Origin of the sequence: Mycobacterium stomatepiae, from assembly GCF_010731715.1 — a bacterium.
Classification (GTDB): Bacteria; Actinomycetota; Actinomycetes; order Mycobacteriales; family Mycobacteriaceae; genus Mycobacterium; species Mycobacterium stomatepiae.
On record NZ_AP022587.1, the window covers coordinates 723,709 to 747,697 of the forward strand.

A 23,989-nucleotide genomic window follows, 5' to 3' on the forward strand; every position below is an offset into this window, starting at 1 on the left:
CCATGCCACTGCGTCGGTTGCCTCTCGTGGACCTGGTGGTGACGCTCAGGCGCCGGTGCGCTGAGCCTCGAGATTCTGTAACCGCACTTGTCCGCGGGCGACGACGCGATCCTGGTCGTCGGTGATGGTGACCAACCACAACTGCTGGCGCCGGCCGCGATGAATCGGCTCGGTTGCGCCGTAGACGGTTCCCGAGCGGATCGAACGCAGGAAATCAGTGTTGTTGTTCACACCCACGACTTCGCCGCCGCCTTGTGTGGTGAGCCAGGTATGGGCGGACACGCTGGCCATGCTTTCCACGATCGCGCAGTAGACACCGCCGTGCACCAGGCCCGTCGGCTGCAGCAGCTTCGGCGTGGCCTCGAGCTGGGCGCGAGCGCCATCGGGGCTGAGCTCGGTGAATCGCAGGCCGAGCTCGGCATCGAAGGGTGCGGTGAAACCGGCTGGGATCGCATCTGGCGGCTTTGACACGCTCTGTTGTCTACACCATCAGGCGACAAAGAACAGGCGAGCCCCGTGCGTTAAGGCACGGGGCTCGCCGATCGAGTAGACCGGGGGTCACAGCAGCCCTCTGGACACTCCGGCGGTCTGTTGCGCTCGACCTCCTTGAGTATAGGCAAGGCTGTCCTAACTTCGCAAGGGGTAGTCTGTAGGCAGACCGACGGGGTTCAGGCATACCGATGGTCGGACACCGATTAGCCCGGCTGTCTTTACGACCGCCGGTAGTAAGCCGGAGTACGCTTACTTCAACGCTGATGGAGATGAACGAACTATGGCCAAGCTGACACGGCTGGGGGACCTGGAACGCGCAGTGATGGATCACCTATGGTCCACGCCCGAACCGCAGACGGTCCGTCAGGTACACGAAGCCTTGTCGGCGCGCCGCGACCTCGCGTACACGACGGTGATGACCGTGCTGCAGCGGCTGGCCAAGAAGAACCTCGTATCCCAGATCCGCGACGACCGCGCGCACCGCTACGCACCCGTGCACGGCCGCGACGAGCTGGTCGCCGGTCTGATGGTGGATGCGCTGTCCCAGGCCGAGGACTCCGGCGACCGGCAGGCCGCGCTGGTGCATTTTGTCGAGCGTGTCGGCGCTGACGAGGCTGAGGCGCTGCGGCGGGCGCTTGCCGAACTGGAAGCAAATCACCGCAATACGCCATGAGCTGGCGCTAGACCGGCGCTCTGAGGGACACTAGTGATGTGTCCGCGTTGGCCTTTACCTTCCTCGCGGTGCTGCTGATTGGCCCAACGCCAGCCCTGTTAGCCCGAGCGTCTTGGCCACTGCGTGCCCCACGAGCAGCGATGGTGCTGTGGCAAGCCATTGCCGTGGCCGCCGTGCTATCGGCGTTCAGCGCCGGTATCGCGATCGCTACCCGCATTCTGATGCCCGGCCCCGACGGGCGGCCCACGGCCAGCGTCGTCGGGGCGGCCGGGCGGCTGGGGTGGCCGTTATGGACTGTCTACATCGCCGCCTTCGCGCTGACCGTGCTGGTGGGTGTGCGCTTGATGGTCGCGGTCTTGCGGGTCGCCATCGCCAATCGGCGCCGGCGGGCGCACCACCGGATGGTGGTCGACCTGGTCGGGGTCGGACACGATGCGGCCCTAGCGCAGCCCTGTGCTCGCACCCGTGACCTGCGCGTCTTGGATGTGGCCGAACCGCTGGCCTACTGCTTGCCCGGAGTGCGCAGCCGGGTAGTGGTCAGCGAAGGGACGCTGAGCACGCTCAACGACGACGAGGTCTCGGCCATCCTGACCCACGAGCGTGCCCACCTGCGCGCCCGGCACGACCTGGTCCTGGAAGCGTTCACCGCCGTGCACGCCGCATTCCCGCGGTTGGTCCGCAGCTCCAATGCGTTGGGCGCGGTGCAGCTGCTGGTGGAGCTGCTGGCCGACGACGCCGCGGTGCGTGCGGCTGGGCGCACTCCCCTGGCCCGCGCGCTGGTCGCCTGTGCAGCAGGGCGGGCGCCGTCGGGAGCGCTGGCCGCGGGCGGTCCCAGCACCGTGGTGCGGGTGCGCCGGCTGTCCGGACGCGGCAACAGCGCGATGCTGTCCGCGGCCGCCTACCTAGCCGCGGCCGCCGTTCTGGTAGTGCCCACCATCGCGCTGGCGGTGCCGTGGCTCACCGAGCTCAAGCGACTGTTCAACCTGTAGCGCGGCCCCCGGCGAATCCCTTTGGCGGACCCGAACTCCGCTGTGCCACAGTGTGACGGAAACCGTGTGCCAAAAGTTCTCCAACCTGAGAGGCGAAGACATGAGTGCCCCGGACTCCAAGGATTCGAAGACTGGTACCGCGCAGATCGGCGTCACCGGGCTGGCAGTCATGGGCTCGAATCTCGCCCGCAACTTCGCCCACCACGGCTACACGGTCGCGCTGCACAACCGGTCGATCGCCAAGACGGACGCACTGCTCAAGGAGCACGGCGATGAGGGCAACTTCGTCCGCTCCGAGACCATCGCGGAGTTCCTGGACGCATTGGAGAAGCCCCGCCGGGTCATCATCATGGTCAAGGCCGGCGACCCCACCGACGCGGTGATCAACGAGCTCGCCGACGCCATGGAACCCGGCGACATCATCATCGACGGCGGCAACGCCCTCTACACCGACACCATCCGCCGCGAAAAGGCGATACGCGAGCGCGGGCTGCATTTCGTCGGCGCCGGCATCTCCGGCGGCGAGGAGGGCGCGCTGAACGGGCCGTCGATCATGCCGGGCGGCCCCGCCGAGTCGTACAAATCGCTGGGCCCGCTGCTCGAGGAGATCTCCGCGCATGTCGACGGCGTGCCGTGCTGCACCCACATCGGTCCCGACGGCGCGGGCCACTTCGTCAAGATGGTGCACAACGGCATCGAGTACTCCGATATGCAACTGATCGGCGAGGCTTACCAGCTGCTGCGCGACGGACTGGGCAAGTCCGCACCCGAGATCGCCGACGTCTTCGCCGAGTGGAACAAGGGCGACCTGGACAGCTACCTGATCGAGATCACCGCCGAGGTGCTCAAACAGACAGACGCCAAGACGGGCAAACCGCTGGTGGACCTCATCCTCGACGAGGCCGAGCAGAAGGGCACCGGCCGCTGGACGGTGAAGTCCGCTCTCGACCTGGGCGTGCCGGTCACCGGTATCGCCGAGGCGGTGTTCGCCCGGGCGCTGTCGGGTTCGGTGGCCCAGCGCAAGGCCACCACCGGGCTCGCCTCCGGCAAGCTGGGCGCCCGACCCGCCGATGCCACCCAGTTCACCGAGGATGTGCGGCGCGCGCTGTACGCGTCGAAGATCATCGCCTACGCCCAGGGCTTCAACCAGATCCAGGCCGGCAGCATCGAATACGACTGGAACATCACCCCCGGCGATATGGCCACCATCTGGCGCGGTGGCTGCATCATCCGGGCGAAATTCCTCAACCGCATCAAAGAGGCCTTCGACGAGAACGCCGACCTGCCGACGCTGATCGTCGCGCCGTACTTCCGCGAGGCCATCGAGGCCTCGATCGACAGCTGGCGCCGGGTGGTGGTGACCGCCACGCGGCTGGGCATTCCGATCCCCGGGTTCGCCTCGGCGCTGTCGTACTACGACGCCCTGCGCACCGAGCGGCTGCCCGCGGCGCTGACCCAGGGCCTGCGCGACTTCTTCGGAGCCCACACCTACGGGCGCATCGACGACGACCCGGACAAACGCTTCCACACGCTGTGGAGCGCAGACCGCACCGAAGTGCCGGCCTAGCGCCGATATACCAAGGGGGCGAGTGCGATGAAGTTTCTGAACGGAGACCGGCCCGGCTACGACCTGACCTATAACGACGTGTTCATTGTGCCGAACCGGTCCGATATCGCGTCGCGGTTCGACGTCGACCTGCGGACCGGCGACGGTTCCGGTGCGACGATTCCCGTCGTCGTCGCCAACATGACGGCGGTGGCCGGGCGACGGATGGCGGAGACGATCGCGCGGCGCGGGGGCATCGTGATCTTGCCGCAGGACCTCCCGATCACCGCGGTCCAGCAGACCGTGGAATTCGTCAAGAGCCGGGATCTGGTCCTCGACACCCCGGTCACGCTGTCTCCGGACGATTCGGTGTCCGACGCGATCGCACTGATCCACAAGCGGGCGCACGGCGCCGCGGTGGTGGTCTTCGAGGGCCGCCCCATCGGCCTGGTCACCGAATCGGCCTGCGTCGGCGTCGACCGCTTCACCCGGGTTCGCGATGTGGCCGTGTCCGAGTTCGTCAGCGCACCGTTGGGTACCGAGCCGCGCAAGATCTTCGACCTGCTCGACCACGCCCCGATCGACGTCGCCGCCGTCACCACCACGGACGGCAAGCTGGCCGGTGTCCTGACCCGGACGGGCGCGGTGCGCGCCGGTCTCTACACCCCGGCCACCGATGCCGCGGGCCGGCTGCGCGTCGGCGCGGCCGTCGGCATCAGCGGCGATGCGGGCGCCAAGGCCCGGTCGCTGGCCGAGGCCGGCGTCGACCTGCTCGTCATCGACACCGCGCAAGGGCATCAGCAACGGATGCTGGACGCGATCAAGACGGTGGCGGAGCTCGAGTTGGGTGTGCCCGTGGCGGCGGGCAATGTCGTGTCGGCCGAGGGCACTCGGGACCTGCTGAGCGCCGGGGCCAACATCGTGAAGGTCGGTGTCGGGCCGGGTGCGATGTGTACCACCCGGATGATGACCGGCGTCGGCCGTCCCCAATTCTCTGCCGTGCTCGAATGTTCGGCTGCTGCAAGAGAACTCGGTGGGCATGTGTGGGCCGACGGCGGTATCCGCCACCCGCGGGACGTGGCGTTGGCACTGGTCGCCGGGGCGTCGAACGTGATGATCGGGTCGTGGTTCGCCGGCACCTACGAGTCGCCCGGCGACCTGATGCGCGACCGCGACGACCGGCCGTACAAGGAGAGCTACGGCATGGCGTCCAAGCGGGCCGTGGTGGCCCGCACCGCCGCGGACAGCACGTTCGACCGCGCCCGCAAGGCGTTGTTCGAGGAGGGCATTTCGAAGTCGAGGATGGCGCTGGACCCCGACCGGGGCGGCGTCGAGGACCTGCTCGATCACATCACCTCGGGCCTGCGCAGCACCTGCGCCTACGTCGGTGCCTCGACCCTGGCCGAACTGCACGAGCAAGCCGTTGTGGGTGTGCAGTCGGCCGCCGGCTTCGCCGAGGGGCATCCACTTCCACTGGGCTGGTGACGGGAAGGCGCCGTCACGGCTGAACGGGCCAGATGTCTTCGCTACCATATGTGCTTCTAGTTCTTTCCGCCGGCGGCAACGCGCTGCGCGGCATCAAGCGAAAGGGATGACGTGCCGCAGGCACCCGTCGAGCCCGTCGGTCTCCGGGCAAAGCGGATGCCGGCTCGACCGTCGTCTCCTGGGCCATCGCGATAATCCCGTCCGCCATGAACCTCACCGCCACTCTCGTCAGCGTCCTCGCTATCGCGGTGCTCATCTTCGGCAACGCGGTATTCGTGGCGGCCGAGTTCTCGCTCACCGCGCTGGACCGCAGCACCGTCGAGGCCAACGCCCGTAAGGGTGGTCGGAGCGACCGCTACATCCAGCGCGCCCAGGACCGGCTGTCGTTCCAGCTGTCGGGCGCGCAGCTGGGCATCTCGATCACCACGCTGGTGACGGGTTATCTGACCGAGCCGATGGTCGCCGATCTGCCGCACCCGTGGCTGGATGCCCTCGGCATCTCCGACCCGGTTGGCGACGGCATAACCGCGTTCATGGTGATGGTGATCGTGACGTCGGTGTCGATGGTCTTCGGCGAGCTGGTCCCGAAGTATCTGGCCGTGGCGCGGCCGCTGTCGACCGGGCGCGCCGTCGCCGGTTTCCAGCTGATGTTCTCGCTGGTGTTCACTCCAGTGATCCGGCTGACCAACGGGGCGGCGAACTGGATCGTGCGCAAGATGGGTATCGAGCCGGCCGAAGAGCTGCGGTCGGCTCGATCACCGCAGGAGCTGCTCTCGCTGGTGCGGAGCTCGGCCCGCGCTGGCGCCCTGGATCCCGCCACCGCCGCGCTGGTCCGGCGCTCGCTACAGTTCGGCGCGCGCACGGCCGAGGAGCTGATGACCCCGAGGTCGAAAATCGTGGCGCTGGAAACCGACGACACCGTTCCCGACCTGATCGCCACGGCCGCCGAATCCGGGTTCTCCCGCTTCCCCATCGTTGACGGTGATCTCGACGAAACGGTTGGCATCGTGCACGTCAAGCAGGTCTTCAACGTTCCGCGTGCCGAGCGCGCGTCGACGCTGCTGACCACGCTGGTGCAGTCGGTGCCGCTGGTGCCGTCGACCCTGGACGGCGACGCGGTGATGGCCGAGATCCGGGCCAACCCGCTGCAGACCGTGATGGTCGTCGACGAATACGGCGGCACCGCCGGGATCGTGACGGTCGAGGACTTGATCGAGGAGATCGTCGGCGACGTCCGCGACGAGCACGACGACGCCACGCCGGATGTGGTGGCCGCCGGCGACGGCTGGCGGGTTTCGGGACTGCTGCGCATCGACGAGGTGGCCGCCGCCACCGGTTATCGCGCCCCGGAAGGACCCTATGAAACGATCGGCGGCTTGGTGCTGCGCCAGCTCGGTCACATCCCGGTGGCCGGCGAAACCGTCGAGCTGACCGCGCTCGACGGAGATGGGTTGTTGGACAACTCAATTCGCTGGCAGGCGACGGTGATTCGGATGGACGGCCGGCGGATCGATCTAGTGGAGCTGACCGAACTGAGCGCGCGCACCGAGCCGCACGCAGAGCACGGCCAACGATGAACGACACGCTTGGAGTGCTACTGGCGATCCTGCTGATCGCGACGAACGCCTTCTTCGTCGGCGCGGAGTTCTCGCTGATTTCGGCCCGCCGCGATCGGCTCGAAGCGCTGGCCGAACAGGGCAAGAAGCGAGCGGTCACCGTGATCCGCGCCGGTGAGCAGCTGGCCTGGATGTTGGCCGGCTCGCAGCTCGGCGTCACGGTCGCCTCGCTGCTGCTCGGGCGCATCGGTGAATCGGCGGTCGCCAACCTGCTGCAATCGGCGTTCGGGCTGACCGGGATGCCGCTGGCGCTGCGGCACACGTTGTCCTTCGTGATCGCGCTCGCCCTGGTGGTGACGCTGCACGTGTTGCTGGGCGAGATGGTGCCCAAGAACATCGCGCTGGCCGGCCCGGAGCGCACGGCGATGCTGCTGGTGCCCCCCTACCTGGCCTACGTGCGGGTAGCCCGGCCGTTCATCGTCTTCTACAACAAGTGCGCCAACGCGATCCTGCACTTGCTGCGGGTGGAGCCCAAGGACGAGCTCGACATCACGGTCTCCCCCGACGAGCTCAGCGCGATGATCGCCGAATCGGTGTCCGAGGGGCTGCTGGACCCCGAGGAACACACCCGGCTGACCCGGGCGCTGCAGATCGGCAGCCGGGTGGTCGGGGACGTGGCCGTCTCGCTCGCCGACGTGCGGGCGGTGCCGGTGGCCGCGGCGGGATCCGGGCCGACGATCGGCGACGTCGAAAGCGCCCTGGCGCAGACCGGCTACTCTCGCTTCCCGGTCGCCGCCGCCGACGGGAGATTCATCGGATACCTGCACATCAAAGACATGTTGATGCTCGGCGACGACCCGCAGACGGTCATCGACCTGGCGCTGGTGCGCCCGCTGCCGCGGGTGAGCAGTACCTTGCCGCTGGCCGACGCCCTGTCCCGGATGCGTCGCACCAACAGCCACCTGGCATTGGTGACCGACGGGCGCGGCGTCGTGGCGATGGTGGCGATGGAGGACCTGATGGAGGATCTGGTTGGCAGCATGCGCGACGCACAGTGAATCAGTCCGCTGGGCCGCCCACCAAAGAGGCCTCCGTCCAGCCCGTATGATTGAACGGCGCTGGTCCACGGTGGGGCGAAGGACAGGGTGCGGCGGCGGAAGTACGCGTTGCCGGAAGGCGCTCCCCAGGGCCCGTCGGGAAGCCCACGGCGAAGCCCGTCACCCGCGCCATGACCTGCTGTTGCGGGATGGACGCATGCGATCGTTCGGGCCGTCGGCCGGTAGGCTGACGGCGTAGCTAGTTGGGGCCAGTCGAGAGCGAGTGGGACCAATGAGGCAATTATGGAGGAGAAAGATGACTGACCGCGTGTCGGCGGGGAATTTGCGTGTTGCCCGAGTGCTCTACGACTTCGTGAACAACGAGGCCCTGCCCGGCACGGATATCGACCCGGACAGCTTCTGGGCCGGAGTCGACAAGGTCGTCACCGATCTCACCCCGCAGAACCAGAGTCTGCTGAACACCCGCGACGAGCTGCAGGCGCAGATCGACAAGTGGCACCGGCAACGGGTCATCGAACCACTCGACGCCGAGGCCTACCGTCAGTTCCTCACCGACATCGGGTATCTGCTTCCCGAACCCGACGACTTCACGATCACCACTTCCGGGGTGGACGACGAGATCACCACGACCGCCGGCCCGCAGCTGGTGGTGCCGGTGCTCAATGCGCGCTTCGCGCTGAACGCGGCCAACGCCCGCTGGGGTTCGCTGTACGACGCCTTATACGGCACCGACGTGATCCCCGAAGACGATGGCGCCGAAAAAGGCAGCAGCTACAACAGGATTCGCGGCGACAAGGTGATCGCCTACGCCCGCAAGTTCCTCGACCAGGCCGTGCCACTGGCGTCGGGCTCGTGGGCGGATGCCACGGGTCTGAGCATCGAAGACGGCCAGCTGCGGATCGCCCTCGGGGATCAGTCCACCGAGTTGGCCAGCCCGGAGAAGTTCGTCGGCTACAGCGGCGAGCTCGGCTCCCCCAACTGGTCGGTGCTGCTGGTCAACCACGGGCTGCACATCGAGATCCTGATCGACCCGCAGTCGCCGATCGGCAAGACCGACGCGGCCGGCATCAAGGACGTCGTCCTGGAATCCGCGATCACCACGATCATGGACTTCGAGGACTCGGTTGCCGCCGTCGACGCCGACGACAAGGTGCTGGGCTACCGCAACTGGCTGGGCCTGAACAGGGGTGACCTGTCGGAAGAGGTCGACAAGGGCGGCAAGACCATCCATCGCGTGCTCAACCAGGATCGCACCTACGCCACGCCGGACGGCGGCGAGCTGACCCTGCCGGGGCGCAGCCTGCTGTTCGTCCGCAACGTCGGGCACCTGATGACCAACGACGCGATCGTGGACGCCGACGGCAACGAGGTGTTCGAGGGCATTCTGGACGCGCTGTTTACCGGTCTGAGCGCGATTCATGGCCTGCGGACCGGCGGCGGCAACGGGCCGCTGACCAACAGCCGCACCGGCTCGATCTACATCGTCAAGCCGAAGATGCACGGCCCGGCCGAAGCGGCGTTCACCTGCGAGCTGTTCAGCCGCGTCGAGGACGTGCTGGGGCTGCCGCAGGGCACGATGAAGGTCGGCATCATGGACGAAGAGCGGCGCACCACGCTGAACCTCAAGGCCTGTATCAAGGCCGCCGCCGATCGGGTGGTGTTCATCAACACCGGCTTCCTGGACCGCACCGGCGACGAGATTCACACCTCGATGGAGGCCGGTCCGATGATCCGCAAGGGTGCGATGAAGAGCACCACCTGGATCAAGGCCTACGAGGACGCCAACGTCGACATCGGCCTGGCCGCCGGGTTCAAGGGCAAGGCCCAGATCGGCAAGGGCATGTGGGCGATGACCGAGCTGATGGCCGACATGATGGAACAGAAGATCGGCCAGCCGAAGGCCGGCGCCACCACCGCGTGGGTGCCGTCCCCGACTGCGGCGACCCTGCACGCCATGCATTACCACTATGTCGACGTTGCCGCCGTCCAAGCCGAGCTGGAAGGCAAGAAGCGCACGACGATCGACGAGTTGCTGACCATCCCGCTGGCCAAGGAGCTGGCGTGGGCTCCGGAGGAGATCCGCGAGGAGGTCGACAACAACTGCCAGTCCATCCTGGGCTACGTGGTGCGCTGGATCGACCAGGGCGTCGGCTGTTCGAAGGTGCCCGATATCCACAACGTGGCCCTGATGGAGGACCGCGCCACGCTGCGGATCTCCAGCCAGCTGCTGGCCAACTGGCTGCGCCACGGCATCATCACGGAAGAGGACGTGCGAGCCAGCCTGGAGCGGATGGCGCCGGTGGTGGATCAGCAGAACGCCGGCGACGCGTCGTATCACGCGATGGCGCCCAACTTCGACGACAGCATCGCGTTCCTGGCCGCCCAGGAACTGATCCTGTCCGGTGCGCAGCAGCCCAGCGGCTATACCGAGCCGATTCTGCATCGACGACGGCGTGAGCTCAAAGCCCGCGCTGGTGCCTGATACCGGGCGCCGGTATGGGTAGGCACAGCATGCCCGGGAAGTCGCCCGACGACCCATCCGACGAAACGACGCTCAAGTTCACCGCCCGCGACCTCGTCTCCCGTTACCAGGAGGAGCGGGGCACGCCGCGCGAGGACGACTACGGCGACTATCCCTTTGGTGACGACGCCGACGAGGAGCAGGACGCCGTCACGCCCGTCGAACAGGACGAGGATTTCTACGACGACTACGTCGACGACGACTACGTCGATGAGAACTTCCCCGCCGCGGAGGACCACTACGCCGTCGACGCGCGCCTCGTGGAGGACGACGACTACCCCGACTTTCCGGCCCGGCCGGAAGCTCCCGGGCCGGCGGACCCCAAGCCGGGTCTTTTCGAGTCCGGCCACCGTGTACTCGGCGATTGGCGGGGCGGGCACCGCAGCGCGGGCGGGCGGCGTGGAGTCAGCATCGGCGTGATCGTGGCCCTGGTCGCGGTCATCGTGGTGGTCGGCACCGTCATCCTGTGGAGTTTCTTCGGCGACGTGTTATTCCATCGTTCGCACACGGCCGCCGCCCGCTGCGTCGGCGGTAAGGAAACCGTTGCCGTCGTTGTCGACCCCTCGATCGTCGACCAAGTACGGCCGTTCGCCGAAAGCTACAACTCCTCGGCCGGCCCGGTTGGGGACCACTGCATGGTGGTGGACGTCAAACCCGCCGGCGCCGACGCCGTCATCGCCGGCTTCATCGGCAAGTGGCCGGCGGAACTCGGTTCCCAGCCGGCGCTGTGGATCCCGGGCAGCTCGGTGTCGGCCGCGCGGCTGTCGGCGGCCGCGGGCCAGAAGACGATCAGCGACAGCCGTTCGCTGGTGAAGTCACCGGTGCTGCTCGCCGTTCGGCCAGAACTGCAGCAGGCGCTGTCCAATCAGACCTGGGGCGCGCTGCCCGGCCTGCAGACCAGCCCGAACTCCTTGGCGGGGTTGAAGTTACCGGCGTGGGGATCGCTGCGGCTGGCGGTGCCGACGAGCGGGAACAGCGACGCGTCCTATCTGGCGGGCGAGGCGGTGGCGGCCGCGTCGGCCCCGCCCGGTGCGCCGGCCACGCAGGGCACCGCCGCACTGCGCTCATTGACAAACGCCCAACCCAAACTGGCGGACAACACGCTGACCGAGGCGATGAACACGCTGCTGAAGCCTGGTGATCCAGCAACCGCAGCGGTGCATGCGGTGATCACCACCGAGCAGCAGGTGTTCGAGCGCGGCCAATCCGCGCCGGACGCCAAGAACACGCTGGCCACCTGGCTTCCGCAAGGACCGGCGCCGGTCGCCGACTACCCGACGGTGATGCTCAGTGGCTCGTGGCTGACGAAGGAACAGACCTCGGCGGCAAGCGAATTCGCCCACTTCATGCGCAAGCCCGAACAACTCGCGAAGCTGGCCAAAGCCGGCTTCCGGGTGAACGGCGTCAAACCTCCGAGCAGCCCGGTGACGAGTTTCGCGGACCTGCCTTCGACGCTTTCGGTGGGCGACGACGCCATGCGTGCCACGCTGGCCGATGCCATGTCCGCGCCGTCCAGCGGATTGGCCGCGACGATCATGCTGGACCAGTCGATGCCCGGCGACGAAGGCGGGAAAACCCGGCTGGCCAACGTGATCACGGCGCTGCAGGACAGGATCAAGGCCCTGCCGCCTTCCGCGATCCTGGGACTGTGGACTTTCGACGGCCATGAGGGCCGCTCGGAGGTCGCGACGGGCCCGCTGGCCGATCCGGTCAACGGCCAGCCTCGCCCCGCGGCCCTGGCCGCGGCGCTGGATAAGCAATATTCGTCGGCCGGCGGGGCGGTGTCGTTCACCACGCTGCGCATGATCTACCAGGACATGCAGACGAATTACCGTGCTGGGCAATCAAATTCGATTCTGCTGATCACGGCTGGGCCGCACACGGACCAATCGCTGGACGGGCCGGGGCTGCAAAACTTCATCCGGACCAGCGCCGACCCGGCCAAGCCGATCGCCGTCAACGTCATCGACTTCGGCGCCGATCCGGATCGGGTCACCTGGGAAGCGGTCGCCCAGCTCTCGGGCGGTAGCTACCAGAACCTGGCGACCTCGGCGTCGCCCGACCTGGCCTCCGCAATCGGTACATTCTTGAGCTGAAGCAGCGAGCTTGCCAGCCGCAGCAGCGCCGCTTGCATCACGCTGACCGACATGGTGCGGCTCGCGCGCCCGATGGGCTGACGGTGGAGGGCGGTAATGAACGGCGAGGGCGGTCGAGGCAACGATCTCGGGGTGCTGGCCGGCCGCCTGCTGGTGGCGGTGCAAGACGAACTCTTCGACCGGCTGCGCGACGAGGGTTTCGACGACATCGTCCCCCGCCACGGCGCGGTGCTGGCGTACCTGTGTCCCGAGGGTGTTCGGGCGACTGACCTGGCACGACTCTCCGGTCAAGTGAAACAGGTGATCGGCGTGATGATCGACGACCTCGAAACCCTGGGCTATGTGGTTCGTAAGCCGGATCCGCTCGACCGCCGAGCCAAGCTGGTGGTGCCCACCGCTCGTGGACGCCGGCAGATGGATGCCGCCGACGCGATCATGGCCGACATCATGAAGCGTCATTCACGCAATCTCGGCACCGCGAACTTCCGTCGTTTCCTGACCGACTTTCGGGCGGTCATCGATCACCAGCGCGCGGCGGTGACGGACGGCGCGTCCCAAAAGCCGCAGCGCTAACACCGATCCGCGCAAACATCCGGTCCCCGGCCGCGTTTTTCTGGACAGCTGGTAATTCACAAATATAGTCAGCAATAGTTACTAATAACCCTGGCGTTCGACTAATGGAGATGCTCGGGTGGGGGCATCGGAACGCAAGGGGGACGACATGCTGGGGACGAGATTCACTCGCTACAACAACGAAGCGGGCCTTGCGCGGCTGGCTGCGCTAATGGGCCAAGTAGCAACGGCCCTGGTCCGATGAACGAGACCGCGGCGATCGAACGCCGATTCGAGGTCATCGATGGCGGTGGCGGTGGTGCTACGCCCAGGGTCGGGCGGGTGCCACAAGCCCCGACATTGGCCCAATTTCTCCGTAACCGTCGTGAACAACTGCAACCGACCGACGTAGGACTTCCCAGCGGGGGTCGGCGCCGGGTTGTCGGACTGCGCCGCGAGGAGGTTGCGGCGCTGGCCGGCGTCAGCGTGGACTACTACCTGCGCATCGAGCAGGGGCGCGAGAAGAGTCCTTCGGATCAGGTCCTAGACGGTATTGCGCTGGCGTTGAAGCTCGAAGACGATGACGCCGCCTACTTGCGGGACCTGGTGCGGCAGCCGCGATCCGGAAAACGCTGCCTGAAGGATATTGAGCCGGAGATTCATTCGCTGATCACCAGTTGGCCGCTTACGCCCGTGCATATTCACGATTGCGCACTGAATTTGGTGGCAGCCAATCCCATTGCGCGCGCTGTCTTTCCGCATATGGAAATCGGCGACAATGCGATGCTGTCGCTGTTTCTCGACCCCGAGGTGCAGAAGTTCTATCGGAACTGGGACAAACTGACGACCCGCGCGGTGTGTTGGCTGCGCGTTTACGCGGTGCGCAAACCGAACCCGGGTTTGACGGCGGGAATCGAGGAACTCCTCAAACGCAGGGAACGCTTCCGGATGCTGTGGTCTCGCCCCGATGTGACGCACGACAACAGCGGCAAGAAGAAACTGATGCATCCCGAGGTCGGGCCGATAACGCTGCACTTCCAACATATGACGCTCGAGCCGAGCGGGCATGTATTCGTTCCCTTCTGGGCGCAACCGGGATCGCCTTCCGAGTGCGCCTTGCGGCGGCTCAGCACGGCGTAACCGCGAATCGCCCGGGAGGGTGTGAGGCACCCAGGAACATTTCGGCCTGTGCCGGCATGCTCTGGCGGGCGACGATGTAGTGACAACGTCGAAAGTCATCCCCGATCCGTTTGCCGGGGCCGCCTTTTGGCGGTCTCGTTGCCACGTATCGTCGGGTCTGTGGGGGAATATTGCGCGCTGACAACCGCGTTCGAATTCCGTTGCGGGACAAATTGATCCTCGGCGCCGAGCCAGATCAGAAACGTTAATTTCGAGGAGTACTCGCATGCAATCGATCAAGTCCATCGATGTCAAGGGCCGGCGTACCCGCGTCCTCGTCGACGACGACGCAGACCGGCCCCCAATCCTGTTGCTGCACGGTGTCAGTCGCAGCTTGGAAGATTGGGAGACGCAGTTTCTGCCGCTGCGACAGGGCGGTTATCGGGTCATCGCTTTTGACATGCCGGGTTCCGGTTTGTCCGATCGCCTGCCCGTCTCGACCACGTTGCCAGGACTCGCGCAGGGGGTCATCGACACTCTGGATGCGATCGGCGAGACCAGGCCCGTGCACGTCATCGGCCATTCACTGGGCGGCGCGGTCACGCTGCAACTGTTGGCCTGCGCCCCCGACCGGGTCGCCTCGCTGAATCTGGTCAGCAGCGCGGGATTCGGTTCCCCGTTGCATCCAATGCTGCGATTGATGTCCGTGCCGGTCATCGGCCCCGCCACCGCCCGTCACACCAACCGCGCCACCGTACGGACGATGGAACGACAAATCTACGTCGATCGATCGTTGGCGACCGACGAGCGCATCGATCGCGCTTTGAGGTTCGCGCGGCAGCCCGACAACGGCGTGGTCGTGCACGAGACCGCCCGCGCGCTGGCCACCATCCGGGGCGTGCGACCGGAATGGCGAGCCGAATTGCTGTCCGAGGTGTCCAAACACCCTCGCCCGACCCTGGCCGTCTGGGGCGATCGCGATCGCATCCTGCCCGGGCGACAGATGGACGCGACGCGGCGGTTGCTGCCACACGCCCGGGTGCATCTCTTCCGCGCGGTCGGCCACGCGCCGCACGTCGAAGCTGCCGACGCATTCGCCGATTTGACCATTGATTTCCTTCGTTCGCAGCCCGCGGTGTCCGCCTGAAACTCGATCACCGAATAACAACCGAGATGGGAAGAACTATGGGCATGCTGGACGGCAAGGTTGCCTTCATCACCGGCGCCGCACGGGGACAGGGACGAAGCCATGCTGTTCGATTGACCGAGGAGGGCGCGGATATCGTCGCCATCGACCTCTGCGGCCAGATCGATTCGGTCCCTTACCCATTGAGCACCGAAGAGGATCTCGATCAGACGGTGAAATCCGTCGAAGCGGAGGGCCGGCGGATCGTGGCCCGGACGGCCGACGTTCGCGACGCATCTCGACTGCGCCAGGTTGTCGAGGAAGCCACCGAGCTGCTCGGGCCGATCGACATCATCGTGGCCAACGCGGGAATCGCGGCCCCTGGCCCGATAGCGGCCGATCCCGCGGTGGTCTTCCGCGACATCGCGGATGTGAACCTGATCGGCGTGTGGAACACGGTCAGCGCCGCCGTGCCCAGTATGCGGGCAGCGGGCAAGGGTGGCGCGATCGTCTTGATCAGTTCCACCCAGGGGCTCAAGGGCGTCGGCGGCGCCGGGTCGGCAGGTGGCAGCGCATACGCCGCCACCAAACACGGTGTCGTCGGCCTGATGCGGTCCTTCACACATTGGCGGGCGCAGGACAACATCCGGGTCAACACGCTGCATCCGACCGGTGTCGAAACGCCGATGATCATGAGCGAGGCGATGGATGCCTAGGTTTCCGAAAACCCGGAAGTGGTGGCCGCGGTGACGAACCTGATGCCGGTATCCATGATCCAACCCGAAGATGTCAGCGACGCGGTCCTGTGGCTGGTGAGCGACCAGGCCAAATATGTCACCGGCGTCGCTCTTCCGGTCGACGCCGGATTCGCTGTCAAATAAGCGGAGGCACATGCGTATTGGCTGAGGAGGGCGATGTGACGAAGCGGACCGCGCTGGTGACCGGCGCCAACGGGGGTATCGGAGCGGCGGTATGTGCTCAGTTGCGCACCATCGGCGTGACGGTTCGCACGATGGACATGGCGGACCCCGCCGACGTGATTGTCGACTTGTCCGCCGGCCCGATTCCGGACGAGGCCACCGACGACGTCGACATCTGCGTGACCGTCGCCGGCGTTGTCGACACCTTCGCCCCGGCGCATTCGATGTCGGCGAAGAAGTGGTCCCGCGATATCGACGCTAACCTCACCGGATCGTTCCGCGTGATCCAGGCCTGCCTGCCGGGGATGCGGGAACGGCGCTTCGGGCGCATCATCGCGATCTCCAGCATGGCGGCTCAACTCGGGTCCCCCGGCAAGGTCGCCTACGCGGCGTCGAAAGCCGGCCTCTATGGAATGATCCGCACCATCGCGATCGAGAACTGCGCGCTGGGCATCACCGCCAACTGCGTGCTGCCCGGCATGATCGCCACTCCGCCGGTGCTGGCGCTGCCCGAGGCCGACCAGGAGCGGCTCAGGTCGGCGGTGCTCAGTGGGCGCTTCGGCCGTCCGGACGAGGTGGCCGATCTGGTGACCTTCCTCGCGCGCGATGCCTCCGGCTACATCACGGCCCAGGAGATCGGCATCGACGGCGGACTGCAGTTGTACTCGCTGTTCGTCGGCCCCACCCAAACGGGCGCCGATGGTTGACCGCGGCGTGGCGCCGCTGGACGTCGTGATCATCGGCGCCGGTATCAGTGGGCTGTGCGTGGCCCATCAGCTGCAGCGGGCCGGGTTTTCCTACCGGGTTCTCGAGCAGGCACGCGACATCGGCGGAACGTGGCGCGACAACACGTATCCCGGATGCGGATGCGACATCCCCGCACCGTTGTACTCGTTTTCGTTTGCCCAGCGGGCCGACTGGTCACGCTTGTTCGCATCCCAGCCCGAAATCTTGGAGTACCTGCACGAGTTCGCCGCACAGCGCGGCGTGATCCGGCACATCGATTTCGCCACCCGGGTGATCTCGGCGCGCTGGGAAGAATCCCGGCAATCCTGGACGGTGGAGACCTCGTCGGGGACCGTGCTGGAATGCCGATATCTGGTCTCGGCGACGGGATTGCTGCGTCGTCCCCGCTATCCCGACGTCGCCGGGCGCACGACTTTCGCCGGCAACGCGTTTCACTCCGCACGGTGGGACGATTCCGTCCCGCTACGGGGCAAGCGGGTCGCGGTGATCGGAAGTGGCGCCAGCGCAATCCAATTCGTCCCCCGCATCGCGCCGGAGGTCAAGCAGCTCACGCTGTTTCAACGCACCCCGGGCTGGATCGTGCCGAAAGCCGACCGGACGTTCACGCGTCGCCAGCACCGGCTGCGGAAATTCGGGCCCTACCGGTGGTACACCAGGGCGCGGCTGTTCTGGATTCACGAACGACGGGTCGACGGTTTCGTCGACACGTCCGCCGCGATGGCGGATGCCGAACGCCTGGCGCGAACGATGTTGCAGCGCAAGATCGCTGATCCACAGTTGCGGGCAGCGCTGACGCCGGACTATGCGATCGGCTGCAAGCGCCTGCTGATTTCGAACGATTACTACCCGGCGCTGAGCCGCGATAACGTCACCGTGGTGATCTCGCCGATCGCCGAGATCACCGCCGACCAGGTGAAGACCGCCGACGGCCAATCACACGACGCTGACGTCGTCATCTATGCGACCGGGTTCGACACCCAGTTCGCCTTCTCCGACATCGAGATCGTCGGCCGCGACAGCGAACGGCTCTCCGATCGCTGGCGGCAGGGTTCCTCGGCCTACCTCGGCACGACGGTGTCGGGATTCCCGAACTACTTCGTCATGCTGGGCCCCAATTCCGCGCTCGGACACAATTCGCAGATCTTCATGATCGAGGCCCAGACGCGATACGTGCTGAGCTGCCTGAAAAACGCCCGGCGCCGAAAGCTTGGCGCACTCACCGTTCGGCCGACTGTCGAGCAGACGTTCAACGACTGGCTGCAGGGCCGCCTCGCCCACTCGGTGTGGCAGGCGGGCGGATGCCGCAGCTGGTACCAGCATCCCGCCACCGGTAAAAACACCGCGCTCTGGCCCTCCTCGGCAATTGCGTTCTGGCGCAAGACACATCACGTTCGGCTGTCCGACTATCACACCAGGCCCCGCATCGATTCCCGCCCTGCCGGCCCATTCGCCCCTACCAGGTGAAGCCCTCGCCTATCGCGGCCGACCCACCGGGGGCCTACCATCATGAGCATTGGCGCAGGAGGGTCGGTCATGGGTCAGGAGTTCAAACCGGATTTCACCCCGGATCCACGGTTGTATCCGTTTCAATCACGCTGGTTCGACAGCTCACGGGGACGCATCCATTACGTCGACGAAGGAACCGGCCCGCCGCTGCTGCTGTGCCACGGCAACCCGACGTGGAGCTTCCTGTATCGCAACATCATTACTACCTTGCGCGGTCAATTCCGTTGCATCGCACCGGATCATCTGGGCTTCGGGCTGTCGGATCGACCGGCCGGATTCGGGTACAAGGTCGACCAGCATGCCCAGGTGATCGGCGAGTTCGTCGATCACCTGGGACTCGACGGCTACCTGACAATGGGCCAGGACTGGGGCGGGCCGATCAGCATGGCGGTCGCGGTCGAACGTGCCGAACGGGTCCGGGGCGTCGTGTTGGGCAACACGTGGTTCTGGCCGGTCGATGTACTGACGACCAAGATCTTCTCTCGCGTGATGTCCAGTCCCCCAATGCAAAAGGCGATCCTGCAGCGCAATTTCTTCGTGGAGCGACTCATCCCCGCGGGCACCGCACGCCGGCCCGGAGCCGCGGTGATGAACCACTACCGCGGTGTTCAGCCCAGCCCGGCCGCACGCCTGGGAGTGGCCGAGATGCCCAAGCAGCTCTTGGCCGCTCGTCCGCTGCTGGAGCGGTTGAGTCGCGAAGTGCCGGGCAAACTCGGTGCGAAGCCGACGCTGCTGGTGTGGGGCATGAAGGACTTCGCGTTTAGGCCGGGCCCAAGCATCCCGCGCATGCGGGCCCCCTTCCCCGATCACGTCCTGGTCGAGCTCCCAGCGGCCAAGCACTTCATCCAGGAGGATGCACCCGACGAGATCGCCACCGCGATCATCAAGTGCTTCGGTTGAGAAGCCTGGAAGCCTAGGCGGCATGCTTGGCCAGCGCGATGCCGACTCGCACCTCGATGTCGCTGTACGTGATCGTAGGTGCTCGCGGTGGGGCCGCTGACCGGTAGGTCTGTCCGGTCGGTGCGGCGAATTCGGCTGTGTGGGTGTGATTTTCGTCGATGCCGGTGGTTACCCGCCAGCCGTCGGCCTCCTTGGCGTAGTTGCATTGCTCGCACGAGCCGAGACCGTTGGCTGCGGTGGTAGGTCCGGCTTGGGCCCAGGGTCGCGCGTGGTCGCGATGCCGGATCGGCGCATCGCAGTAGGGCGTGCGACAACGTTGGTCACGCAGCTCGATAAAACTCGCCAAACCACGCGGGAACAGTCGCGCCCGTGACTCCATCGCCACCAGCGCCCCGGAACGGGGATGGGCATAGAGCCTCCGCAGCGTCGCTCGGGACCGCCGGTCGGCGACGGCGTCTGCGACCATTGCGCGGGCCACTGCGGCCGGGATGGGACCGTACCCGCAGACGTCGGCCGCCGTGATGCCCTCGCCCAGCAGCGTTTCATCCGAGAGGACAAGGTTGACCACTATCGGTATGGGGACCGCCGCATCGCGCCCGGTGACCCGTTCGACGAGGGTGTCGGCCATCACTTGCCCGCGCGAGCGTCCGTCGCCGCGACTGTCGGCCTCGCGGCGCAGCGCCGCGTACACCGAAACTCCTTGGGCCACTGGCTATAGTGCGGTCAGGTAGGTCATGGTGTCGGGGGCCGGCCGGATCGTGACGGTGCGCTCATTCTCGGCTCTGGCAGCTCGTTCGACGATGGCATGTGGATCCAGCCGGTACGCGATCACCTTGGCCGTGGCGGCCACCCGCGCATCGCCCATTCCGTTCAGGCCGGCCGGGTAGGCACACAACTCGGCATCCAATGTGCGACGGTCCTCGACGTTCAAGCACGCGCTCTCCCGCACGATCAGCGTAGCCCGCCACTCGGAGAGCACGCCGGATTCGAGTGCCGCCAGAGTGTGTGGCATCTCGTGCACCAGGGCTTTGGCGAAGCCGAGATGTCGAGCGCCGCGGGCGGGCGAGTCCCGACGCGCCAGCGCGATCTCGCTGGCCACCCCGCGCCCGCGCTTTGCCGCGGGCATCCCGGCGGCCGCCTCGGCGGTTCGGCGTGCCGCGTCCAGGGCGGCCGCCGCTCGAGCCTGTCCCGCCGCGGCAGCCGATTTGATTCGCTCCAGCTCGGCGATGCGCTCGATCAGCGCCGATTGGTCGGTCAGTGAAGCACCCAGCTCAGTATCGAACATGTGTTCGACAATAGCGCGAGCCACCGACACAAAGTCTGTTCAGGCGACCGGAGGGCTCGCGCCGGCCTGCCAAGGGGGCCCGAATGGGCTGTTCAACTCGTACTCGAGCGTCGCCCGCTCACGCAAAAAACGCCGGTAGTTGTCCAGCAGCTCCATCAGCTCCGGAAATGTCGCGCCACGGTCAATCGCCGGGTCGAGGTAGTCGAAGACTGTCTCGGGGCGGGGATCAATTGACTGCATGCCCGGACAGTAAGGCCGCACACCGACATGACCGCGCGGTAAGCGTCAGATCAGGCGTACGACTCGATCGGCGGGCACGAGCACATCAGGTTGCGGTCCCCGTAGGCCCCGTCGATCCGACGCACCGGCGGCCACACCTTGGGCCGGAAGCCCTTGCCGAGCGGGTAGGCGGCCTGTTCCCGCGTGTACGGATGATCCCAGTCCGCGACCAGCAGGCACTCGGCGGTGTGTGGTGCGCCCCGCAGCGGATTGTCGTCGGCGGGCCACTCCCCCGCGCCCACGCGATCGATCTCGCCGCGGATCGCGATCATCGCATCGCAGAACGCGTCGATCTCGTTGAGATCCTCGCTCTCGGTGGGTTCCACCATCAGCGTGCCGGCGACCGGGAAGCTCATCGTCGGTGCGTGAAAACCGTAGTCTGCCAACCGCTTTGCGACATCGTCGACGGTCACGCCAGTCGACTTGGTGATGCCGCGCAGGTCCAGGATGCATTCGTGGGCGACCATGCCGTTCTCGCCGGTGTACAGCACCGGGAAGTACTCGTCGAGCTGACGGGCGATGTAGTTCGCCGACGCGATCGCGGTCAGCGACGCCGCCCGCAGTCCGTCCGCGCCCATCATCCGGATGTAGGCCCAGCTGATCGGCAGGATCGAGGCAGATCCGTAGGGCGCCGACGACACCGGGTGCCCCTCGGGCAGTTCGGGCGCATGCGGATGACCCGGCAGGAACGGCGCCAGGTGTGCACGCGCGGCGACCGGACCCACGCCCGGGCCGCCGCCGCCGTGCGGGATGCAGAACGTCTTGTGCAGGTTCAGATGGCTCACGTCGCCGCCGAACTTGCCCGGCCGGGCCAGACCCACCAGCGCGTTGAGGTTGGCGCCGTCGACGTACACCTGGCCACCGGCGTCATGCACGGCCGCGCAGATTTCGGCGATGTCGTGTTCGTACACCCCGTGCGTGGACGGGTAGGTGATCATCAGCGCCGACAACCGGTCGGCATGCGCGCCGATCTTGGCGCGCAGATCGTCGAGATTGACGTCGCCGTTTTCCTGGCAGCCCACCACGACCACCCGCATCCCGGCCAGCGCCGCCGATGCCGCGTTGGTGCCGTGCGCGCTGGATGGAATCAGGCAGACATCGCGCTGCGGTTCGCCGCGGCTGGCGTGATAGTCGTGGATCGCCAACAGGCCGGCGTACTCACCCTGCGATCCGGCGTTCGGCTGCAGTGAAACCGCGTCGTAGCCGGTGATCTGCACCAGCCACGACTCCAGGTCGCTGATCAGCCGGCGCATCCCCGGGGTGTCCGCCGCCGGAGCGAAGGGGTGCAGCCTGGAGAACTCCGGCCAGGTGATCGCCTCCATCTCGGCGGCGGCGTTCAGCTTCATCGTGCACGAGCCGAGCGGAATCATGCTGCGGTCCAGGGCGATGTCCTTGTCGGCCAGTGTTCGCAGGTAACGCATCATCGCGGTTTCGGTCCGGTACTGGGTGAAGGCCGGGTGGGTGAGGAATTCCGATGTGCGCGTGGCGATTTCGACGCCCGACGGGTCAGCGGGCGACACTCCGAACGCCTCCAGCACCGTGGCCACGTGAGCCTCGGTGGTGGCCTCATCGCAGGACACCGACACATGGTCGGTGTCGACGCGCCAGAGGTTGACCCCCCTGGCCTTGGCCTTGGCCAGCACTTCGTCCGCCCGTCCCGGCACCCGGGCCAGCACGGTGTCGAAGTACGTGTCGTGCACCAACGCCTCGCCCAGTGCGGCGGCGATGGATTGCGCGCGGCCATGTACCCGGCGGGCGATGGCGGTCAGTCCGTCGGCGCCGTGGTAGCTGGCGTACATCGCGGCCATCACGGCCAGCAGCACCTGCGCGGTGCAGATGTTACTGGTCGCCTTGTCGCGGCGGATGTGCTGCTCACGGGTCTGCAACGCCAGGCGATAGGCCGGTGAGCCGTCGGTGTCGACCGAGACGCCGACCAATCGGCCCGGCAGCTGACGCGCCTGCGCGGTGCGCACCGCCAGATACCCGGCATGCGGGCCACCGAACCCCATTGGCACACCGAGCCTTTGGGTGCTGCCGAAGGCGACGTCGGCGCCGATCTCGCCCGGCGGGGTGATCAACGTACACGCCAACAGATCGGCACCGATCGCGACCAGCGCGCCCCGCTCGTGAGCCTCGGCCACCAGTGCCGACCAATCCGTGATCCGGCCGCTGGCTCCGGGCAGTTGGGTGATGACACCGAAGAAGTCGCCGTCCGGCAGGCCGTCACGCAGATCGGCGGTGACGATTTCGATGCCCAACGGCTGGGCGCGGGTGGCCAGGATGGCGGCGGTCTGCGCGAATATGTCGGCATCGACGGCCAGCCGGTTGGCCGATCCGCGTGCCGCCCGGTGCATCAGCGTCATCGCCTCGGCGGCCGCGGTGCCCTCGTCGAGCATCGAGGCGTTGGCGATCTCGAGCCCGGTCAAATCGGTGACCATGGTCTGGAAGTTCAGCAGCGCTTCCAGCCGGCCCTGGCTGATCTCCGGCTGGTACGGGGTGTATGCCGTGTACCAGGCCGGGTTCTCCATGATGTTGCGCAGCAGAACCGGCGGCGTGAGGGTGTCGTAGTAACCCTGTCCGATCATCGACGCCGCCACCGTGTTGGTGTCGGCCAGCGCCCGGAGTTCGGTGATCGCTTCGGCCTCGCTGGCGGCCAGCGGCAGTGCGCTCAGACCCGGCGCGAGGCCGCCGTCCGAAAGTTTGTCGAGAATGCCGGCGGGCACGGCCTTGGCGGCCAGCTCGTCGAGCGAGCCGACACCGATCACGTCGAGCATGGCCTCGATGGCCTGGCTGTCCGGACCAATATGACGGGCTGCAAAAGTTGGTTGATCGACCATCGGGCACTCCTGACATCGGCAGAGGGACTATCGGCCCTCTCCCTCTGTCCTTACCCAGTCACGGGCGCCTGAGAGATTCGGCGCGTAGTCCCCCCAAGCGCCTTTCCCCATCGGCGGGTGAACCGCTGCGAGCGGCACCGCTTTCCAGAGGCATCGTAACCTTGACGCGGTCCTGGTACCTGAGAGGTTGACGGAGAGGTGTTGCTCCTTCGGCGTCCATGGCTGGCTGCCACAGAACTCTCCCGCGCGGGCGTGATGCAACCCTTATGTTACCCGTGAGTGAAGCCCGGTACATGAAATAC

Annotated in this window: 17 protein-coding genes, 2 pseudogenes and 1 riboswitch; of the genes and pseudogenes, 15 read left to right on the forward strand and 4 right to left on the reverse strand. The window is 66.7% G+C overall.

Annotation, left to right across the window (positions count from 1 at the left end; all coding sequences use genetic code 11):
- Window positions 1–45: 45 nt before the first annotated feature.
- The gene (locus G6N54_RS03590) at window positions 46–471 is read right to left on the reverse strand and encodes a PaaI family thioesterase (RefSeq protein ID WP_163788607.1); all 426 of its coding nucleotides are present in this window, start codon (window positions 469–471) and stop codon (window positions 46–48) included.
- Between the two features lie 301 nt (window positions 472–772).
- Here G6N54_RS03590 and G6N54_RS03595 point away from each other — a divergent pair, with 301 nt between their 5' ends.
- From G6N54_RS03595 to G6N54_RS03665, 15 genes and pseudogenes are all read left to right on the forward strand, one after another.
- On the forward strand, window positions 773–1,165 hold the full coding sequence (locus tag G6N54_RS03595; protein ID WP_163788608.1) for a BlaI/MecI/CopY family transcriptional regulator: 393 nt from the start codon (window positions 773–775) through the stop codon (window positions 1,163–1,165).
- A gap of 38 nt (window positions 1,166–1,203) precedes the next feature.
- On the forward strand, window positions 1,204–2,154 hold the full coding sequence (locus tag G6N54_RS03600; RefSeq protein ID WP_163788609.1) for a M56 family metallopeptidase: 951 nt from the start codon (window positions 1,204–1,206) through the stop codon (window positions 2,152–2,154).
- A 100-nt stretch (window positions 2,155–2,254) separates the two neighbouring features.
- On the forward strand, window positions 2,255–3,721 hold the full coding sequence (gene gndA / locus G6N54_RS03605) for an NADP-dependent phosphogluconate dehydrogenase (RefSeq protein WP_163788610.1): 1,467 nt from the start codon (window positions 2,255–2,257) through the stop codon (window positions 3,719–3,721).
- A gap of 27 nt (window positions 3,722–3,748) precedes the next feature.
- Window positions 3,749–5,185 (forward strand): GuaB1 family IMP dehydrogenase-related protein, encoded by a 1,437-nt coding sequence (locus G6N54_RS03610; protein ID WP_163788611.1) that lies wholly within the window; start codon window positions 3,749–3,751, stop codon window positions 5,183–5,185.
- Between the two features lie 206 nt (window positions 5,186–5,391).
- On the forward strand, window positions 5,392–6,762 hold the full coding sequence (locus G6N54_RS03615; protein ID WP_163788612.1) for a hemolysin family protein: 1,371 nt from the start codon (window positions 5,392–5,394) through the stop codon (window positions 6,760–6,762).
- A complete protein-coding gene (locus G6N54_RS03620) occupies window positions 6,759–7,799 on the forward strand; it encodes a hemolysin family protein (RefSeq protein ID WP_163788613.1) in 1,041 nt (346 codons plus the stop codon). Before G6N54_RS03615 ends, G6N54_RS03620 begins: the two co-directional genes overlap by 4 nt.
- 295 nt (window positions 7,800–8,094) lie before the next feature.
- The gene (locus tag G6N54_RS03625; protein WP_163788614.1) at window positions 8,095–10,281 is read left to right on the forward strand and encodes a malate synthase G; all 2,187 of its coding nucleotides are present in this window, start codon (window positions 8,095–8,097) and stop codon (window positions 10,279–10,281) included.
- A gap of 14 nt (window positions 10,282–10,295) precedes the next feature.
- The gene (locus G6N54_RS03630; protein ID WP_163788615.1) at window positions 10,296–12,416 is read left to right on the forward strand and encodes a substrate-binding domain-containing protein; all 2,121 of its coding nucleotides are present in this window, start codon (window positions 10,296–10,298) and stop codon (window positions 12,414–12,416) included.
- 96 nt (window positions 12,417–12,512) lie between these two features.
- Complete coding sequence (locus G6N54_RS03635; protein ID WP_163788616.1) at window positions 12,513–12,989, forward strand: MarR family winged helix-turn-helix transcriptional regulator; 477 nt, start codon at window positions 12,513–12,515, stop codon at window positions 12,987–12,989.
- 321 nt (window positions 12,990–13,310) lie between these two features.
- Window positions 13,311–14,108 (forward strand): helix-turn-helix transcriptional regulator, encoded by a 798-nt coding sequence (locus G6N54_RS03640; RefSeq protein ID WP_232073723.1) that lies wholly within the window; start codon window positions 13,311–13,313, stop codon window positions 14,106–14,108.
- A 265-nt stretch (window positions 14,109–14,373) separates the two neighbouring features.
- The gene (locus G6N54_RS03645; RefSeq protein WP_163788618.1) at window positions 14,374–15,234 is read left to right on the forward strand and encodes an alpha/beta fold hydrolase; all 861 of its coding nucleotides are present in this window, start codon (window positions 14,374–14,376) and stop codon (window positions 15,232–15,234) included.
- 38 nt (window positions 15,235–15,272) lie between these two features.
- Window positions 15,273–16,094 (forward strand): annotated as a pseudogene (locus tag G6N54_RS03650) (mycofactocin-coupled SDR family oxidoreductase).
- 35 nt (window positions 16,095–16,129) lie between these two features.
- On the forward strand, window positions 16,130–16,840 hold the full coding sequence (locus G6N54_RS03655) for an SDR family oxidoreductase (RefSeq protein WP_163788619.1): 711 nt from the start codon (window positions 16,130–16,132) through the stop codon (window positions 16,838–16,840).
- On the forward strand, window positions 16,833–18,344 hold the full coding sequence (locus tag G6N54_RS03660) for a flavin-containing monooxygenase (protein WP_163788620.1): 1,512 nt from the start codon (window positions 16,833–16,835) through the stop codon (window positions 18,342–18,344). The genes G6N54_RS03655 and G6N54_RS03660 overlap by 8 nt, the downstream gene beginning before the upstream one ends.
- Before the next feature lie 69 nt (window positions 18,345–18,413).
- Window positions 18,414–19,286 carry a haloalkane dehalogenase gene (locus G6N54_RS03665; protein ID WP_163788621.1) on the forward strand — a complete coding sequence of 291 codons (873 nt, stop codon included), beginning with the start codon at window positions 18,414–18,416 and terminating at the stop codon, window positions 19,284–19,286.
- Window positions 19,287–19,299: 13 nt separating this feature from the next.
- Here G6N54_RS03665 and G6N54_RS03670 read toward each other — a convergent pair.
- The 3 genes and pseudogenes from G6N54_RS03670 to gcvP all read right to left on the reverse strand — a co-directional run bounded on the left by G6N54_RS03670 (window position 19,300) and on the right by gcvP (window position 23,687).
- Window positions 19,300–20,571 (reverse strand): annotated as a pseudogene (locus G6N54_RS03670) (HNH endonuclease).
- A gap of 39 nt (window positions 20,572–20,610) precedes the next feature.
- Window positions 20,611–20,811, reverse strand: a complete 201-nt coding sequence (locus G6N54_RS03675; RefSeq protein WP_163788622.1) for a hypothetical protein — start codon at window positions 20,809–20,811, stop codon at window positions 20,611–20,613.
- A gap of 50 nt (window positions 20,812–20,861) precedes the next feature.
- On the reverse strand, window positions 20,862–23,687 hold the full coding sequence (gene gcvP / locus G6N54_RS03680; protein ID WP_163788623.1) for an aminomethyl-transferring glycine dehydrogenase: 2,826 nt from the start codon (window positions 23,685–23,687) through the stop codon (window positions 20,862–20,864).
- Between the two features lie 34 nt (window positions 23,688–23,721).
- Window positions 23,722–23,845: riboswitch (glycine riboswitch) on the reverse strand.
- Between the last annotated feature and the right edge of the window lie 144 nt (window positions 23,846–23,989).